Consider the following 15550-nt stretch of genomic DNA (forward strand, 5'->3'; position numbering starts at 1 on the left):
TCTATATTGCACTGCGACATGGCAGACATGAACACTCCCGCATCCGATTCCAAGCCGCCCCGCCGCGCACGCACGCCGCTGCCGCTGCCGCGCGAGGTGGCGCTGCTGTTGCAGGGCGGGGGCGCGCTGGGTTCCTATCAGTCGGGGGTCTATGAGCGGCTCGACGAGCTGGGCGTCGATGTCTCCTGGGTTGCGGGCATTTCCATCGGCGCGGTGAACGCCGCCATCATCGCGGGCAATCCGCCGCACCGCCGCATCAGCCGGCTCAAGAAATTCTGGTATACGGTGTCGGGCGGGATGCCCAACGTCATCCTGCCCGAAATCGACCATATCCGGGAAGCCGCGCACCTCACCGCCGCCAGTGTGGTCGCCGGGTTCGGCGTGCCGGGCATGTTCCGCCCGCGCCTCTGGCCCGCGACGCTGATGCCCGAAGGGACGCCGGGCGCGATCAGCTTCTACGACAGTTCCCCGCTCAAGGAGACGCTGGACGCCTGCGTCGACTGGGATCTGCTCAACGATGGGCCTGTCCGGCTGTCGGTGGGCGCGGTGGAGGTGGAGACGGGCAATTTCGCCTATTGGGATACGCGCGGCCCCGGCGGCAACACGCGGATCGACGCGCGGCACATCATGGCTTCGGGCGCCCTGCCGCCGGGCCTTTCGCCGGTGGAGATTGACGGGCGCTGGTATTGGGACGGGGGCATCGTCTCCAACACCCCGCTGGCTCATGTTCTCGACCACCAGACCGAGGATATGCTGGTGTTTCAGGTCGATCTCTTCCCCGCCGAAGGGCCGATGCCGCGGCAGATGACCGATGTCTATTCGCGCATGAAGGACATCCAGTATAGCAGCCGCACCCGGCAGGTGACGGACCAGTATCTGCGCCTGCGCCGCGAACATGGCGCGATCAAGGCGCTGCTCGACCGGCTGCCGCCCGAACTCCAGCGCAGCGAGGAAGCACAGGCGCTGCGTCAGTGTCTGGATCAGGGATCGGTCAACATCGTCCACCTCATCTACCGCACCCGCAACTGGGAAAGCGGGGCGAAGGACTTCGAATTTTCCCGCTCGACCATGCTCGACCACTGGAGTCAGGGCCGGGAAGCGGTGGAAGAAGTCATGCACAAGGGCGACCTCATCGCCCGCAACATCGTCAACGGCCGCAGTTCGTCCTTCGACCTCGACGCCCCCGATCACCTGAAGGAGAAGAGCGCATGAGCAAGTCCCTCGCCGGCAAGACCGCCCTCATCACCGGTTCCACATCGGGCATCGGCCTCGCCTATGCCAGGGCGCTGGCGGGTGAAGGCGCCAATGTCGTCATCAACGGTTTCGGCGATGCGGACGCCATCGAGAAGGAACGGGTCGGCCTTGAGGCGCTGTCCGGCGCGAAGGCGCTCTTTTCGGGCCATGACCTGACAAAGGTCGACCAGATCGAGGCGATGATGAAGGAAGCGGCGGACGCCTTCGGCGGCGTCGACATCCTCATCAACAATGCGGGCACCCAGCATGTTGCGCCGGTGGAGGAATTTCCGCTCGACAAATGGGATCTCATCATCGCGCTCAACCTCAACGCCGCGTTTCATACGACGCGGCTCGCGGTGCCTTATATGAAGCAGAAGAAATGGGGGCGGATCATCCAGACCGCGTCGGCCCATTCGCTCGTCGCCTCGCCGTTCAAGGCGGCCTATGTGACGGCCAAGCACGGACTTGCCGGCTTCACCAAGACGGTCGCGCTGGAAGTCGCGACGTTCGGCATCACCGCCAACTGCATTTCGCCCGGCTATGTCTGGACGCCGCTCGTGGAAAACCAGATTCCCGATACGATGAAGGCGCGGAACATGACGCGCGAGCAGGTCATGAACGACGTGCTGCTGGCGGGCCAGCCGACCAAGCAGTTCGTCACCGCCGAGCAGGTTGCTGCGACCGCGCTCTATCTGTGCAGCGACGCGGCGGCGCAGGTGACGGGCGCCAATCTCAGCATCGACGGAGGCTGGACGGCGCAGTAAGCCGTTCATCTTGCAGCAAGTTTCCGTGTCCTTTTTGCAACGCAGCGAGATTTTCGGGGCGGAAGGGAAACCAGCGAAGATTGCCGTGGGTTAAACCCTCGCAAACGCAAACATCAACTTCGCAGGATTTTCCCTTATGAAAAAATATCTTCTCGCCGCGGCGATGGTCGCCGCGCTGCCTTCGGCTGCCTTCGCGCAGGACACCGCGCCTGACGGCACCGACGCCTTCGGCATCGAACCCTATGTCGGCGTACTGGGCGGCTATCACACGTTCGACCGTGGCAGCGAGTTCGGCCGCATTCCGGGCGAAACCATCATGAACGGTGCGCTCATCAGCGGTATCGCGGGCGTCAACGTGCCGCTCGGCCCCGTTTTCGTCGGCGTTGAAGGCAACGCCACCAAGGGTTTCAGCGACATCGACTGGGAATATGGCGTGAAGGGCCGGTTCGGCGCGCGCGCCGGTGAAAGCGGCCTGATCTACGCGTCGGCTGGCTATCAGTGGGTCAACGGCAAGGGCGGCTGGCCCGACCGCAAGGACTGGATGTACGGCGCGGGCGTCGAGGTCGGTCCCAAGGAGATCGGCATGGGCGGCATCACCGGCAACAGCGGCGTGCGCGTCCGCTTCCAGGTCGACACCTACGACTTCGACAGCTTCCGCCCGATGGCCGGTCTGGTGTTCCACCTCTGACCGTTTCGTCAGGCTGACGGCCGAAGGCCCGTCCCTTCAAGGGGCGGGCCTTTTGCTTTTGCCCCTTTTCCGCCGCGCATTTGCGCCTATGCTCCCGCCCCAGCAAGGGAGACATTCGCACATGCGCCACGCGTTAACGGCCTTTCTGGCCGCCGCCAGCCTTTCGTCCATCGCCGCCGCACAGACACCCACGACGCCGCCGCCGCAGAGCGAGATCGGCGCTGCGGTCGCGAAGGATATGGACGGGCTGATGACGCTGTATCGCGATCTCCACGCCAGTCCCGAACTGTCGCTTCAGGAAGTGAGCACCGCCGCCAAGCTCGCCAGGCGGCTGCGCGCACTGAAATTCGACGTGACGGAAAAGGTCGGCGGCACGGGCGTCGTCGCGGTGATGAAGAACGGCTCCGGCCCGGTGCTGCTGATCCGCGCCGACATGGACGGGCTGCCGGTCGTCGAGCAAACCGGCCTCGACTTCGCGTCGAAAGTGCGGACCAAGACGCCCGAAGGCGTGGAAACGGGGGTCATGCACGCCTGCGGCCATGACACGCACATGACGGCCTTTATCGAGACGGCGAAGCTGCTTGCCGCGCGCAAGAAGTACTGGGACGGCACGCTCGTCATGATCCTCCAGCCCGCAGAGGAAGTGGGCAAGGGCGCGCGCGACATGCTGGAGGATGGCCTCTACACCCGCTTCCCGCGCCCGACACACGCCATCGCCTTCCACGATGCGGCGAACCTGCCCGCCGGGCAGATCGGCTACACGCCGGGCTATGCGCTCGCCAATGTGGACAGCGTGGACATCGACGTGAAGGGCGTGGGCGGCCATGGCGCCTATCCGCAGACGACGAAAGACCCCATCGTGCTGGGCGCGCGGATCGTCACCAGCCTGCAAACGCTGGTCAGCCGCGAGCAGGAACCGCAAGATCCGGCGGTCGTCACCGTGGGCAGCTTTCAGGGCGGGGCGAAGCATAATATCATCCCCGACGAAGCCAAGCTGCTGCTGACCGTCCGCAGCTATTCGGACGAAACGCGCGCGAAGCTCATCGAGGGCATCCGCCGCATCGCGCGCGGCGAGGCGATTGCGGCGGGCGTGCCGGAGGACCGGATGCCGGTGGTAACGGTGAAGGACGAGTTCACCCCGTCCACCTATAATCCGCCCGAGTTCGCCGAGCAGATGGCGGGTATCCTGAAAGCACATTTCCCCGAGGGGCGCGTCGTGCGGACCGCCGCGGTCATGGGCGGCGAGGATTTCGGGCGCTTTTACCGCGCGGACAAGAGCATCAGCAGCTTCATCTTCTGGGTGGGCGGTGTGCCTGCCGACAAAATGGCGGCGGCGAAGGCGGGTCAGGCGACACTGCCTTCGCTCCACAGCCCCTTCTGGGCGCCGCAGGCCGATCAGGTCATCGCCACGGCGAGCGAGGCGATGACCGTGCTGGCGCTCGACATACTGAAAAGGAAATGAGCGGCCGGGCGCCCCGATGGAGCGCCCGCTTCTGCCACCGCGTCAGGCGCCGAAGCCGCCGTCGATCGTGTGGAACGCGCCGGTGACATAGGACGCCTCCGGACCCGCGAGATAGGCCGCGAGGCCCGCAATCTCATCCGCCCTGCCATAGCGCTTGATCGCGAGGAAGGGCTTGACGATGTCAGCGATGCCGCCTTCCGCCGGGTTCATATCGGTGTCGATGGGGCCGGGCTGGATGATGTTCACGGTAATGCCGCGATCGCCAAAGTCGCGCGCCAGTCCACGGCCCAGACCCTGAAGCGCCGATTTGGTGAGCGCATAGGCCGCCGCGCCCGCAAAGGGGACCGCATCGGCGTTGACGGAGCCGATGACGATGATGCGGCCGCCGTCGGGCATCCGCCGTGCGGCTTCGACCGACGCATGGTAGGGCGCGCGGACGTTGATGTCGATCATGCGGTCCACCTCGTCGGCGTCGAAGGTGAGCGGGTCGCCGATGATGGCGACGCCTGCGTTCACCACCAATATGTCGAGCGGCCCCTGCGCGGCGACGACATCTACCACCTGCTGCCGGTCGGCGGCGTCGGATCGGACGGCGGTGGCGCCTGTTTCCGCCGCCAGCGCCTGCGCTGCGTCGTGCGAGCCGGAATAAGTGAATGTCACCTGCGCTCCGTCCGCGGCGAACCGGCGGACGATTGCCGCGCCGATGCCGCGGCTGCCGCCGATGACGAGTGCCTTTTTGGATGTGAAGTCGGTCATGGGAGCTTTCCTTGAGAATTTTGTAGCAGTCGCTATGTATAGTACCGATGCGCCGATTCAAGGATTTTTATAGTGGTCGATAAAGAAAAATCGAAACGCCGTGGCCGACCGCGCGCTTTCGACCGGGACAAGGCGCTCCGGACGGCGCAGGCGCTGTTCCACGCGCATGGCTATGAGGGGGTCGGCGTGGCGGCGCTGGCCGAAGCGATGGGCGTCAATCCGCCCAGCCTCTATGCCGCATTCGGCAGCAAGGCCGCGCTCTATGAGGAGGTGCTGGCGCGCTATGACTGCGCCGCCGCTCCGATGCGCGACCTGCTGGCGCCGGGCGGCGATCCGGCGGCGGCTTTGTCCGCTTTTTTGCGGGAGACGGCGGCAATCTACGCCGCCGATCCGCAGGCGCCCGGCTGCCTGGTGCTGGAGGGCGCGAGAGGCGTCGATCCGGACGCGAGCTGCCGCGCGCGTGCCTTCTTGAACGACAGTTGCAACCGGATGCGCGACTTCGTGGCGATCACCCATCCCGACAAGGCGCAGGTCGTGTCGGATTATATGGCGGCGATCATGTCCGGCATGTCCGCCGATGCGCGCGCGGGCAAGACACCGGAGCAGATACTGGCGGTGGCGGACATGGCGGGGCTGGCGATCCGGGCGATGCTGGGCGGGCGCTGACCGCCCCCCGCATCGCTGGGCCTGTCGGATCATCGGGCCTGTCGGATCATTGGGGCCGGTGGCCCTTGCGCCATTTGGTGAACAGGTGGCGCGCCAGCATCGGCAGCGGCATGCGCAGCAGGTGCGAACGCAGGTAGAAGGCGAACACCAGCGGCTTGCGCGTTTCGCGGCCCCATCCGTCGCGGGCGAGCAGGCGGGCGATGAAGAGCCGGTCCCGCAAGGTCAGGCGCGTGCCCGCGCCGTAGATCGCACCTGCCAGCCTGCGGGCCTGTCTCACATCGCGGGCAAGGCCATGGCGTTCCGCACGTCGATCCAGATCCGCCGGATCGCACTCCCGGAGGAGACAGTGAATGTCCCACAGGTTGCGCAGCCCGCCCTGCAGGTCTCCGTCGGCGAGCATATGGGCGGCGGCATGGATCACGCGGTCTTCGGGTGAGAGGACATACAACCCCTCCCCCGCCGCGACGGCATCGGCGAGCATCGCCTGCGGATCGGGACGGGGGCGCGCGGTCAGCGGCAGGATGTTGTGGTGCACGTCGATCATCCGGTCGCGCTCGGCATGGATCAGGGGCGGCAGTTCGTGCATCCACTGGCGGTAATAGGCGTCGTCATAGGCGTCTTCCTTCACCCATTCCCAGCCCGCCGCCAGCAGTGCGCGCTCCACCTGATCCATCGCCGCGCGCGGCACGAGGATGTCGAGATCGCCGATGAAGCGGCCCTGCGCCGCTTCAAGGCCAGCGGCGGCATAGGCTGCGCCCTTGAGCAGCACCGGCGGCACACCGGTCCCGCGCAGCGCGAAGGCGGCGCGGTCCGCTTCCCAGAGCGCCTGTTGCGCCTCCCGCTCGGCGTCGGCGCGGGCGTCGTCCAGCACGGCGCGGGCGGCGGGCGGCACGGCGCGCTCCTCCAGCCGGACGGCCAGCGTCGCGATCAGCCGCTCCGCCTTGGCGGCGGCGAGCAGTGCGTTCCACTGCGCAGCGCGGAGCGCTTCGACGCTTGCGGGATCGCGCAGGGCGCGGACCAGCAGCGCGGCGCTCATGCCAGTTCCTCCCACAGCCGCTCGACCATCGCGACGGCGGCTTCGCCGTCGGGAAAGTCGATGGCGCGGGCGGGCACCTGCTGCACGAAGCGGGTCAGCGCAGCGAAGCCCGGCTGCCCGAGCGTCACATAGTTGGTCGACGCCTGTGTCATGCGCATGAAGATTTCGGCCTGCCCGACCGGCCTTTCGTCCTTGGCGTGACCGAAGCGCGGGAAGAGAAGCAGCGCGGGCATCGCCCCCTCCCCCATGCGCGCGACGGCGTCGGCGCGCGGGACCATGTGGCGGATGTCTCCCTTCGCCGTGCCCCGCAACAGCGGTCCCATGCGGGCTTCGCCGACTTCCCCCTTCACCACGTCGATAGCGCTGTTCTTGAGGCTGACGAGGCGGGGGAAGGGCAGGATTGCGCCGCTCGTCAGGTCGAGGAGCGCGAACTCGTCGCCCATGAAGCGCCAGCCGCGCTCACCCAGCAAGGCCGCCAGCGTCGATTTGCCCGAGCCGGACTCGCCCGTCATGACGAGCGCGCGCCCGTCCTTCTCGACGCTCGATGCATGGAGCAGCAGGTGCCGCCGCCAGCCCAGCGCCATTTGCAGGTTCATCCCCATTTCCGCCGCCAGCAGCCCATGCGCAAGGCTCATCGGCGCGGCGTCGGCAAGGCCATGGTCGCCGGTGATGAAGATGGACGGGCGCACCCAGCGGCGCAGCGCGCCGGTCGGCTGGAGCCGAACGGTGAAGTCGGCGATGCACCCGTCCGCATCCGGATAACCGGCATAAAGCCGCCGCAGCGCCGCAATCGGCGACGCCCATGCAGAGCCGATGCGGAAGTTCGCCGGACCGATCTTCAGGGTCAGCCTGTGCCTCATGCCGGGCGCACCAGCCCCAGCGCTGCCAGCGATTCCAGATGCGCGGCGATGGCCTCCACCGCCGCATCGCGGGGTCCGAGGTCAAAGTCGCGCGCGAGATCGTCGTGCAGCGCCGCCGCCGTCACCGGTGCGCCGCTTTCCATGCGGGCGAGAATCTCCGGCACGGGGCTGATGACCATATGCGTCTGACCCGAGCGGCGGTGATAGAGCAAAGTCAGGTCATCGAGCGCGCAGGTCAGCAGCGCGTCGGCTTCGCTCCGGCGATAGGCTGTCGTCGCGGACAATGATGGCACCCCCGGATCGCGTCTCCCCCCTTCTCTAGCGCGGGAGAGTAGCCAAGTGCCTAACGTATCAGCACGGGGCTGGCGATGGGCGTCGCGTTCGCCTGAATGCCGACCAGCGTCCTGAACGCGTGGAGATAATGGTCGAGCGCGCGCTCCACGCCATGATCGCGCACGGCGGCGGTCAGCCTTTCGGGCGCGACCGGATGCGCCATCGTGCGTTCGACGGCGCGCGCGAAGGCGGCGGCGTCGCCCACCGGCACGACCGGATGCTGCGCCGCCGCAGCCATGATCGGGCGGATATTGGGCGTGCAGTCGGTCGAAACCACCTGCGTTCCGCAGGACAGCGCTTCGATCAGGGTGGCGCCCAGCCCTTCCCAGCAGGATGGCTGGAGCAGAATGTCGGATTCCCCCATGAGGGCGGCCAGCGCATCGGGATCACCGACATAGCCGGCGAAGGTCACGCGGTCAGCGATGCCCAGCGATTCGCTCCGGTCCCGCAGCGACGCTTCGAGCGGCCCCTGCCCCGCGATGGTCAGCCGCCAGTCGATGTGGCGCAAGCGGGCCAGCGCCGCCAGCCCGGTCGCATGGTCCTTCTGCTTTGCGAGCCGGCCGACCATCAGCAGCCGCCACGGCGCGTCCGGGCAGCGACCTTTGCGCGACGCGCCGATCCGCGCCATGGCGGGCGTGACGGTGGGGCGCGGCAGCAGGCGCACCGGGCCGGTTGCTTCCAGCAGATCGCGGTCATGCGCGCCCATGACGATGGTCAGATCGCTGATGCGGCTGATCGCGCGAAACCGGCTGAGCCGCGCAAGCGTCGGCAGGCGGTGCTTTCCGGCGTGCACGATCGGGTTGGAAATGCGCGCCACCGCCTTTGTCGGTGTCCCCCGGCACGCCAGCGCCACCAGCATATTGCTCTGATTGCCCGCCGAATAGAGGATGTCGGGGCGATGGCGCCGGACCATGGCCGCGAGGCGGGGATATTGCGCGATCATCGACAGGCGGCGGGCCATGCGGGGCGCTTTGACCTGACGCACGGGGACGTCGGGATCAATGAGATGCGCCGCTGGACCTTCCAGCCTCGTCATCCACAGTTCGACCGGAATGCGTCGCCGGAGCAGATGGTTGGCGAGGAGGATGGCGACGCGGTCGAGACCGCCGTCGCCCGGTTGATAGAGATAGATCGCGACAAAGGGTCTGGACCCTTCCGGGCCGCCATACTGAAACATCGACTGTTCCCCTGTAGTATGCGACCCGCCCTGTCTGTGACGGAGTCAAACCGGGAAATCCATCCAAAGTTCAGTTTGTTACAATGCAGAAACGATATATTTCGGCGTCGCGATCCGGCGGACGGGGTCCGCCTGTTTCGAGACCTAGCGCGGCATTTGCAGGGAAGCGTAGCAGGTAAAGCCGCTGGTGCCGCGCTGAAGGCGGCGGATATAGTTGAGATAGGCCTGATTCTGCTCGTAGCTGGTGCCGGGCAGCCGCCCGCCCTGCATCGCCTGCTTGACCTGTTCACCGGAGAAGGGCCGCCCCGCGCCGGGATAGGCGCCCTGCGTGCCCGCCGGGACCAGATTGCCGTCCGGCGCGATATAGTTGCTGGCGCGGCCCTGATCGGGGACCGGGATGGTGCAGTTGAGCACCGACGCGGCGGTGTTGGCGAGCGCCGGGCGGATCGACACGATGGCCGCGCCCGCGACCGCTCCGCCCATCAGCAACTGGCGGCGCGAGGGAACGGGCAGCGCGGCGTCGGTGCGCCCTGCCTCTTCGCCCTGCGCGGCATCCTGCGGCTGCGTCGGTTCGTTCATCTGCGTCCCTATTTCTGTCAATGCGCTTGCCAAAGCGTCACGATTGGCCGCTATTGGGTTCAGACATCGCAGCAAATGCGGGAAATATCCAGCGCGGTAACCATGAATCGACTGACCACTTCCCAGATCACCGCCTCGCTCGCCATGCTGCTTCTGGGCACGGGGGGCGCGCTGGCGCTGGGCGCGTCGGCCATCGCCATCGCGCTGCCGGTGCTGGCGGGCCTTGTCGTCATGCTGATCTGCGCCGAAGGGACGCCCACCGGCACGGACACCACACCTGCGGACGCGGACATTCCCGACTTTCCCGATCATCCCGCCTTCGCCAGCCTGATGGAAGCGATCGCCGACCCGCTGATGCTGGTCGAGCGCGGGCGCATCCTGCGCGCCAACCGCGCGGCGCAGCGGCTGCTGGGCAATCATATCGAGGGGGAGGACGCACGGCTCGCCATCCGCCACCCCGCCGCCGCCGAGCGGCTGTCGAGCACGGCCCCGCTCGCCGAGCCGCTGACCATCGAACTGGTCGGCGTGGGCGGCCGCGATGCGCGCTGGCAGATGCGCATCGCGCCGGTGGGCGACGTCGCCGACATCCGCCGCCTCGTCCACCTCGTCGATCATAGCGGAACCCATGCCGCCGAGCGGATGCGCGTCGATTTCGTCGCCAATGCCAGCCATGAACTGCGCACGCCGCTGGCCGGAATACTGGGCTTCATCGAAACGCTGGCCGACCCGGAACTGGGCAAGGACGGGGAAACGCGGCAACGCTTCCTCGGCATCATGGACGGCGAAGCGCGGCGGATGCAGCGGCTGATCGACGACCTCATTTCCCTGTCTCGCATCGAATCGGAAAAGCATCGCCTGCCCGACATGCGCGTCGATCTGGCCGAACTGGCGGCGGAGGTGGTCGGCGTCTTTCGCTCCAGCCACGGCGAGCGGGGCCGTGACGTGCAGATGGACATCGCGCCTGCCGTGCCCGCCGTTCAGGGCGACCGGGCGCAACTGTCGCAGCTTCTGCACAACCTCATCGGCAATTCGGTCAAATATGGCCGCCCCGGCACGCCAATTCATGTGTCGCTGACCGAAGGGCCGAGCCGCATGGCGAAGCTGATCGTCGCGGACGAAGGCGAAGGCATCGCGCCCGATCATCTGCCGCGCCTCACCGAACGCTTCTACCGCGTCGATTCCGGCCGCAGCCGGGCGATGGGGGGCACGGGCCTCGGCCTCGCCATCGTCAAGCACATCGTCGAGCGGCATCGCGGGCGATTCGATATTGCCAGCACGCTGGGCAAGGGGGCGACCATCACCGTCCTGCTGCCGCCGCCGGTCGAGGAAAGCGCGCAGAGGAACGACGAGAAAAAGCGGCCTTCGGCACTTTCGGGCACGGTGTCATGAAAATGAAACCGATATGTCACAAAGCGGCGACGAACCGCGATTAGGGGCGTTCTCCGACAGGGGGGCGGCGACACGGGACTCGCGGCCCTGAATTTGGAGACCCGCGTGAAAAGCTCAGTCCTGCTCGCCGTCAGCGTTGCGAGCCTCTGCACCCTCACCGCCTGCGGTGACGGTGCGGGCGGCGCAAGCACGACGCGCGACCAGATCCGGGCCGTCGGTTCTTCGACCGTCTATCCCTTCGCCACCGCAGCCGCTGAAATCTTCGTGCTGGGAACGCCCGGCATGAAATCCCCGATCATCGAGGCGACCGGCACGGGCGGCGGCATGAAGCTTTTCTGCTCGGGCGTCGGCGCGCAATATCCCGACATCGAGAATGCGTCGCGCCGCATCAAGAAGTCCGAGTTCGAACAGTGCCGGTCGAACGGCGTCCGCGACATTGTGGAGGTGCAGATCGGCGTCGATGGCCTCGCTTTCGCCCAGTCGAAAAATGGCCCGCCCATCAGCCTGACGCCCAGGATCGTCTATGAGGCGCTGGCGGCCAGTCCCTATGGCAAGGGCGACAACCGGGCGCAGACGTGGAAGGATGTCGACCCTTCCCTCCCCGCCGTCCCGATCACCGTCCTCGGCCCGCCATCGACCAGCGGCACGCGCGATTCGCTGGCCGAACTCATCCTGGAAAAGGGATGCCAGACCGACCCGGCGATGAAGGCGCTGAAGGAAGAGGACGAGAAGAAATATAAGGGCATCTGCACCCGCGTCCGCGAGGATGGCCGCTATGTCGATGCCGGCGAGAACGACAATCTGATCGTCCAGAAGCTCGGCGCGAATCCCGATGCGGTCGGCGTGTTCGGCTTCAGTTTTCTGGAGGAGAATAAGGACAGCCTGCGCGACGTGCCGATCAACGGCATGCAGGCGACCTATGACACGGTTTCGACTGGCCAGTATCCCGGCGCGCGGCCGCTGTTCGTCTATGTCAAGAAAGCGCATATGAAGGCCATTCCCGGCCTTGCGGGCTATCTCGACGCTTTCGCGGTGAACTGGGGGCCGGGCGGGCCGCTCACCAAGCGGGGCATGGTCGCGGCGCCCGAAGAGGTGCGCGCGAAAAACGCGAAGATCGTCAAAATGCTGACCGTGCTCGACGGCACGGATCTGAAGTAAGGGACTATGACCGGACCAGCCATCCTCCTGCTGCTCGCAGGCCTCGGCGCGATCGCCTGGGTCAGCGCCCGCGCCCGCGCCGTCCGATTCCAGACGGCGGCGCGCGCGTCGGGCCGCCGCGACGCGGTGCATTCGCTCCCCGGCTTCCACGGCTGGTATGTGGCGCTGTGGGCGGTCGCGCCCGCCGCGCTGTTTCTGGCGGTGTGGGCGAATGTGTCGCCCGGCCTCGTGACGCAGAGCGTGCTGGCGGACCCCGCCGCGCGCACCCTGCCCACCGACGCCTTCGCCCGTTCTGCCATTCTGGGCGAAGCGCGGGCCATTGCTCAGGGCGATCAGGCCGCCGCCTTCAACCCGGCGAGCGAACCGCTGGTGCAGCCCTATCGCGAAGCCGGATCGCATTACGGCATGGCGGGCGCGGCGCTGGCGCTGGTGCTGGCCTTTGCCGGGGGCGCCTATGCCTTCACCCGCATCCGCGCCGACTTCCGCGCTCGCACGCGGGTCGAGCGGCTGGTGATGGCGCTGCTGCTGCTGGCTTCGCTGCTGGCGATCGTGACGACGCTGGGCATCGTCGCGTCGCTCCTGTGGGAAAGTTTCCGCTTTTTCTCGATGGTCAGTCCCGTCGATTTCCTCTTCGGCCTCAAATGGTCGCCGCAGTCCGCTGCGATGGGCTACGGCAATAATGATGCGTTCGGCGCGGTGCCGCTGTTCTGGGGCACGATCTTCATCGGCGCGATCATCGCCATGATCGTCGCCATTCCGCTCGGCCTCATGAGCGCGATCTACCTCACCCAATATGCCAGCCCCACGGTGCGCCGCTGGATGAAGCCGATGCTGGAGGTGCTGGCTGGCGTGCCCACGGTGGTCTACGGCTATTTCGCGGCGCTGACCGTCGCCCCGGCGCTGCGCGACCTTGCCGCCGCCATCGGCATCGGCGGCGCCAGCAGCGAAAGCGCGCTCGCCGCCGGTCTGGTCATGGGCGTGATGATCATTCCCTTCGTGTCCTCCATGGCGGACGACAGCATCGCGGCGGTGCCCCAGTCCATGCGCGACGGCAGCCTCGCCATGGGCGCGACCACCAGCGAGACCATCCGCCGCGTCCTGATCCCCGCTGCGCTGCCGGGCGTTGTGGGCGGCGTGCTGCTCGCGGTCAGCCGCGCGATCGGCGAAACGATGATCGTGGTGATGGCGGCGGGCCTTGCCGCGAACATGACGCTCAATCCCTTCGCCAGCGTGACCACGGTGACGACGCAGATCGTCCAGTTGCTGACCGGCGATCAGGAGTTCGACAGCGCCAAGACGCTGGCGGCCTTCGCGCTCGGCCTCGTCCTCTTCATCGTCACCCTGCTGCTCAACATCGTGGCCCTGCGGGTCGTGAAGAAATATCGCGAGGCTTACGAATGAGTTCCGCTCCTCTTTCCGCAGAGCGCCTGCCTACCGACTGGAAATCGGATGCGATGCAGCGGCGGATCGCCCGCCGTTATGCCTCCGAACGGCGCTTCAGGGCGGTCGGACTGCTCGCGGTGCTGCTGTCGGCCGCGTTCCTCGCCTTCCTGCTCGTCACCATGATGGGCAACGGCCTGCGCGGCTTCACCCGGACCGAGATTGCGGTGAAGATCGACTTCCCCGCCTCGCCGCTGAAGCTCGACCCCGCCGCCATCACCGACAGGGCGCTGGCCGAAGCCGGACTGCCGACGATGACGGGCGCGGTCGCGGAAAAGGCGCTCGGCCCCGATGGCGACGACCTGATCGCTCCGACGGCATGGCTCGCGATCCGCGATGCGATTAAGGACGATCCGACGATCCTGCGGCGGACGGCCACGATCGAACTGCCCGCCGCGACCGCCATCGACCTCGCCAACAAGGGCAAGGGCACGCCGGAAGCGGAAGCGGCGGTGGAGCGGCTCAAGAAGGCAGGCGTCCTGTCGACCGGTTTCAACGCGACGTTCCTGTCGTCGAGCGACGGCACCGATCCGACGCAGGTCGGCATCTGGGGCGCGTTCAAGGGGTCGCTGCTGACGATGCTCGTCACCCTTTTGCTGAGCTTCCCCATCGGCGTCGCGACCGCCCTCTATCTGGAGGAATATGCGCCAAAGGCGTGGTGGACCGACATCATCGAAGTGTCGATCAACAATCTGGCGGCTGTGCCCTCGATCATCTTCGGTCTGCTGGGCCTGTCGATCTTCCTCAACTTCCTGCACCTGCCCCGTTCCGCCGCGCTGGTGGGCGGAATGACGCTGGCGCTGATGACCATGCCGGTCATCGTCATCGCCGGTCGCAATGCGATCAAGGCGGTGCCGCCCAGCATCCGCGACGCCGCGCTCGGCATCGGGGCGTCGCCGGTGCAGGTGGTGTTCCAGCATGTCCTGCCGCTCGCCCTGCCCGGCATCCTGACCGGCACGATCATCGGCATGGCGCGCGCTCTGGGCGAGACGGCGCCGCTGCTGATGATCGGGATGCGCGCCTTCATCGCGACGCCGCCGGGCGGCGTCACCGATCCGGCGACCGTTCTGCCGGTCCAGATCTTCCTGTGGTCCGATGAAGTGTCGAAGGGCTTTGTCGAAAAGACGTCCGCCGCGATCATCGTGCTGCTCGTCTTCCTGCTCGCGATGAACGGGCTCGCCATCTACCTGCGCAACAAATTCGAAAGACGGTGGTCATGACCGAAGAACAGAAAGCCCTCGCCCCCGCCGACCCCAAGATGACGGCGCGCGACGTCAAGGTCTTCTACGGTACCAAGCAGGCGATCAAGGGCGTGTCCATCGACGTCGACATGGACAATGTGACCGCGTTCATCGGCCCGTCGGGCTGCGGCAAGTCGACCTTCCTGCGCACGCTCAACCGCATGAACGACACGGTCGCGTCGGCGCGCGTCGAAGGGACGATCACGCTGGACGGCGACGACATCTACGCGCCGTCGATGGACGTGGTGCAGCTTCGCGCGCGGGTGGGCATGGTGTTCCAGAAGCCCAATCCCTTCCCCAAGTCGATCTACGAAAATATCGCCTACGGCCCGCGCATCCACGGCCTTGCCGCCGGGAAGGCGGACATGGACGTGATCGTCGAAAAGTCGCTGCGCCGTGCGGGCCTCTGGGAAGAAGTGAAGGACCGCCTGCACGACAGCGGCACCGCGCTTTCGGGCGGGCAGCAGCAGCGGCTGTGCATCGGTCGCGCCATCGCGGTGGAACCCGAAGTCATCCTGATGGACGAACCCTGCTCCGCGCTCGACCCCATCGCGACCGCCAAGATCGAGGAACTGATCCACGAACTGCGCGGCCGCTACGCCATCGTGATCGTCACCCACAACATGCAGCAGGCGGCCCGCGTGTCGCAGCGCACGGCCTTTTTCCACCTGGGCGAACTGGTCGAATATGGCGTGACATCCGACATCTTCACCAACCCGCGTCAGGAGCGGACCAAGGATTATATCACCGGACGATACGGCTGAT

Annotated in this window: 16 protein-coding genes; 10 read left to right on the plus strand and 6 right to left on the minus strand. The window is 66.8% G+C overall.

The window, feature by feature from the left end:
• Window positions 1–27 precede the first annotated feature (27 nt).
• From SAMIE_RS10125 to SAMIE_RS10140, 4 genes are all read left to right on the plus strand, one after another.
• On the plus strand, window positions 28–1212 hold the full coding sequence (locus SAMIE_RS10125) for a patatin-like phospholipase family protein (protein WP_408641263.1): 1185 nt from the start codon (window positions 28–30) through the stop codon (window positions 1210–1212).
• On the plus strand, window positions 1209–2000 hold the full coding sequence (locus SAMIE_RS10130) for a 3-hydroxybutyrate dehydrogenase (RefSeq protein ID WP_066701400.1): 792 nt from the start codon (window positions 1209–1211) through the stop codon (window positions 1998–2000). Before SAMIE_RS10125 ends, SAMIE_RS10130 begins: the two co-directional genes overlap by 4 nt.
• A 136-nt stretch (window positions 2001–2136) precedes the next feature.
• Window positions 2137–2688, plus strand: coding sequence for an opacity protein (locus SAMIE_RS10135; RefSeq protein WP_066701399.1), 552 nt, complete (start codon window positions 2137–2139; stop codon window positions 2686–2688).
• Between the two features lie 121 nt (window positions 2689–2809).
• The gene (locus SAMIE_RS10140) at window positions 2810–4150 is read left to right on the plus strand and encodes an amidohydrolase (protein WP_066701398.1); all 1341 of its coding nucleotides are present in this window, start codon (window positions 2810–2812) and stop codon (window positions 4148–4150) included.
• A gap of 42 nt (window positions 4151–4192) precedes the next feature.
• Here the strand turns inward: SAMIE_RS10140 and bdcA are convergent, their stop codons facing one another.
• On the minus strand, window positions 4193–4906 hold the full coding sequence (gene bdcA, locus SAMIE_RS10145; RefSeq protein WP_066701397.1) for an SDR family oxidoreductase: 714 nt from the start codon (window positions 4904–4906) through the stop codon (window positions 4193–4195).
• A gap of 72 nt (window positions 4907–4978) precedes the next feature.
• Here bdcA and SAMIE_RS10150 point away from each other — a divergent pair, with 72 nt between their 5' ends.
• A complete protein-coding gene (locus tag SAMIE_RS10150; RefSeq protein WP_066701396.1) occupies window positions 4979–5572 on the plus strand; it encodes a TetR/AcrR family transcriptional regulator in 594 nt (197 codons plus the stop codon).
• A gap of 46 nt (window positions 5573–5618) precedes the next feature.
• Here the strand turns inward: SAMIE_RS10150 and SAMIE_RS10155 are convergent, their stop codons facing one another.
• The 5 genes from SAMIE_RS10155 to SAMIE_RS10175 form a co-directional block, all read right to left on the minus strand.
• Entirely contained in the window at window positions 5619–6608 is a 990-nt protein-coding gene (locus SAMIE_RS10155; RefSeq protein ID WP_066701395.1) for a nucleotidyltransferase domain-containing protein, read from the minus strand.
• Window positions 6605–7468, minus strand: a complete 864-nt coding sequence (locus tag SAMIE_RS10160; RefSeq protein WP_066701394.1) for an HprK-related kinase A — start codon at window positions 7466–7468, stop codon at window positions 6605–6607. Before SAMIE_RS10160 ends, SAMIE_RS10155 begins: the two co-directional genes overlap by 4 nt.
• The gene (locus SAMIE_RS10165; RefSeq protein ID WP_066701393.1) at window positions 7465–7752 is read right to left on the minus strand and encodes an HPr-rel-A system PqqD family peptide chaperone; all 288 of its coding nucleotides are present in this window, start codon (window positions 7750–7752) and stop codon (window positions 7465–7467) included. The genes SAMIE_RS10160 and SAMIE_RS10165 overlap by 4 nt, the downstream gene beginning before the upstream one ends.
• A gap of 59 nt (window positions 7753–7811) precedes the next feature.
• Window positions 7812–8978, minus strand: a complete 1167-nt coding sequence (locus SAMIE_RS10170; protein WP_066701392.1) for a glycosyltransferase — start codon at window positions 8976–8978, stop codon at window positions 7812–7814.
• Between the two features lie 144 nt (window positions 8979–9122).
• Complete coding sequence (locus SAMIE_RS10175; protein ID WP_066701391.1) at window positions 9123–9557, minus strand: hypothetical protein; 435 nt, start codon at window positions 9555–9557, stop codon at window positions 9123–9125.
• Window positions 9558–9659: 102 nt separating this feature from the next.
• On the opposite strand from SAMIE_RS10175, the gene SAMIE_RS10180 reads away from it, so the two are divergent.
• The 5 genes from SAMIE_RS10180 (at window position 9660) to pstB (ending at window position 15549) form a co-directional block, all read left to right on the plus strand.
• Window positions 9660–10946: an ATP-binding protein gene (locus tag SAMIE_RS10180; protein ID WP_066701390.1), complete on the plus strand. Its 1287-nt coding sequence runs from the start codon at window positions 9660–9662 to the stop codon at window positions 10944–10946.
• Window positions 10947–11051: 105 nt separating this feature from the next.
• Window positions 11052–12104, plus strand: a complete 1053-nt coding sequence (locus SAMIE_RS10185) for a substrate-binding domain-containing protein (protein WP_066701440.1) — start codon at window positions 11052–11054, stop codon at window positions 12102–12104.
• Window positions 12105–12110: 6 nt separating this feature from the next.
• On the plus strand, window positions 12111–13505 hold the full coding sequence (gene pstC, locus SAMIE_RS10190; protein WP_066701389.1) for a phosphate ABC transporter permease subunit PstC: 1395 nt from the start codon (window positions 12111–12113) through the stop codon (window positions 13503–13505).
• The gene (gene pstA / locus SAMIE_RS10195; protein WP_066701388.1) at window positions 13502–14764 is read left to right on the plus strand and encodes a phosphate ABC transporter permease PstA; all 1263 of its coding nucleotides are present in this window, start codon (window positions 13502–13504) and stop codon (window positions 14762–14764) included. Before pstC ends, pstA begins: the two co-directional genes overlap by 4 nt.
• Window positions 14761–15549, plus strand: coding sequence for a phosphate ABC transporter ATP-binding protein PstB (gene pstB, locus SAMIE_RS10200; protein WP_066701387.1), 789 nt, complete (start codon window positions 14761–14763; stop codon window positions 15547–15549). The genes pstA and pstB overlap by 4 nt, the downstream gene beginning before the upstream one ends.
• The last annotated feature ends 1 nt before the right edge of the window (window position 15550 follow it).

Origin of the sequence: Sphingobium amiense, from assembly GCF_003967075.1 — a bacterium.
In the GTDB taxonomy this organism is placed as follows: Bacteria; Pseudomonadota; Alphaproteobacteria; order Sphingomonadales; family Sphingomonadaceae; genus Sphingobium; species Sphingobium amiense.

What these genes read in the sequence shown, in the direction of transcription:
- SAMIE_RS10125 (WP_408641263.1), top strand. Translation starts at nt 28, where the DNA reads ATGAACACTCCCGCATCCGATTCCAAGCCGCCCCGCCGCGCACGCACG.
- SAMIE_RS10130 (WP_066701400.1), top strand. Translation starts at nt 1,209, where the DNA reads ATGAGCAAGTCCCTCGCCGGCAAGACCGCCCTCATCACCGGTTCCACA.
- SAMIE_RS10135 (WP_066701399.1), top strand. Translation starts at nt 2,137, where the DNA reads ATGAAAAAATATCTTCTCGCCGCGGCGATGGTCGCCGCGCTGCCTTCG.
- SAMIE_RS10140 (WP_066701398.1), top strand. Translation starts at nt 2,810, where the DNA reads ATGCGCCACGCGTTAACGGCCTTTCTGGCCGCCGCCAGCCTTTCGTCC.
- bdcA (WP_066701397.1), bottom strand. Translation starts at nt 4,906, where the DNA reads ATGACCGACTTCACATCCAAAAAGGCACTCGTCATCGGCGGCAGCCGC.
- SAMIE_RS10155 (WP_066701395.1), bottom strand. Translation starts at nt 6,608, where the DNA reads ATGAGCGCCGCGCTGCTGGTCCGCGCCCTGCGCGATCCCGCAAGCGTC.
- SAMIE_RS10160 (WP_066701394.1), bottom strand. Translation starts at nt 7,468, where the DNA reads ATGAGGCACAGGCTGACCCTGAAGATCGGTCCGGCGAACTTCCGCATC.
- SAMIE_RS10170 (WP_066701392.1), bottom strand. Translation starts at nt 8,978, where the DNA reads ATGTTTCAGTATGGCGGCCCGGAAGGGTCCAGACCCTTTGTCGCGATC.
- SAMIE_RS10175 (WP_066701391.1), bottom strand. Translation starts at nt 9,557, where the DNA reads ATGAACGAACCGACGCAGCCGCAGGATGCCGCGCAGGGCGAAGAGGCA.
- SAMIE_RS10180 (WP_066701390.1), top strand. Translation starts at nt 9,660, where the DNA reads ATGAATCGACTGACCACTTCCCAGATCACCGCCTCGCTCGCCATGCTG.
- pstC (WP_066701389.1), top strand. Translation starts at nt 12,111, where the DNA reads ATGACCGGACCAGCCATCCTCCTGCTGCTCGCAGGCCTCGGCGCGATC.
- pstA (WP_066701388.1), top strand. Translation starts at nt 13,502, where the DNA reads ATGAGTTCCGCTCCTCTTTCCGCAGAGCGCCTGCCTACCGACTGGAAA.
- pstB (WP_066701387.1), top strand. Translation starts at nt 14,761, where the DNA reads ATGACCGAAGAACAGAAAGCCCTCGCCCCCGCCGACCCCAAGATGACG.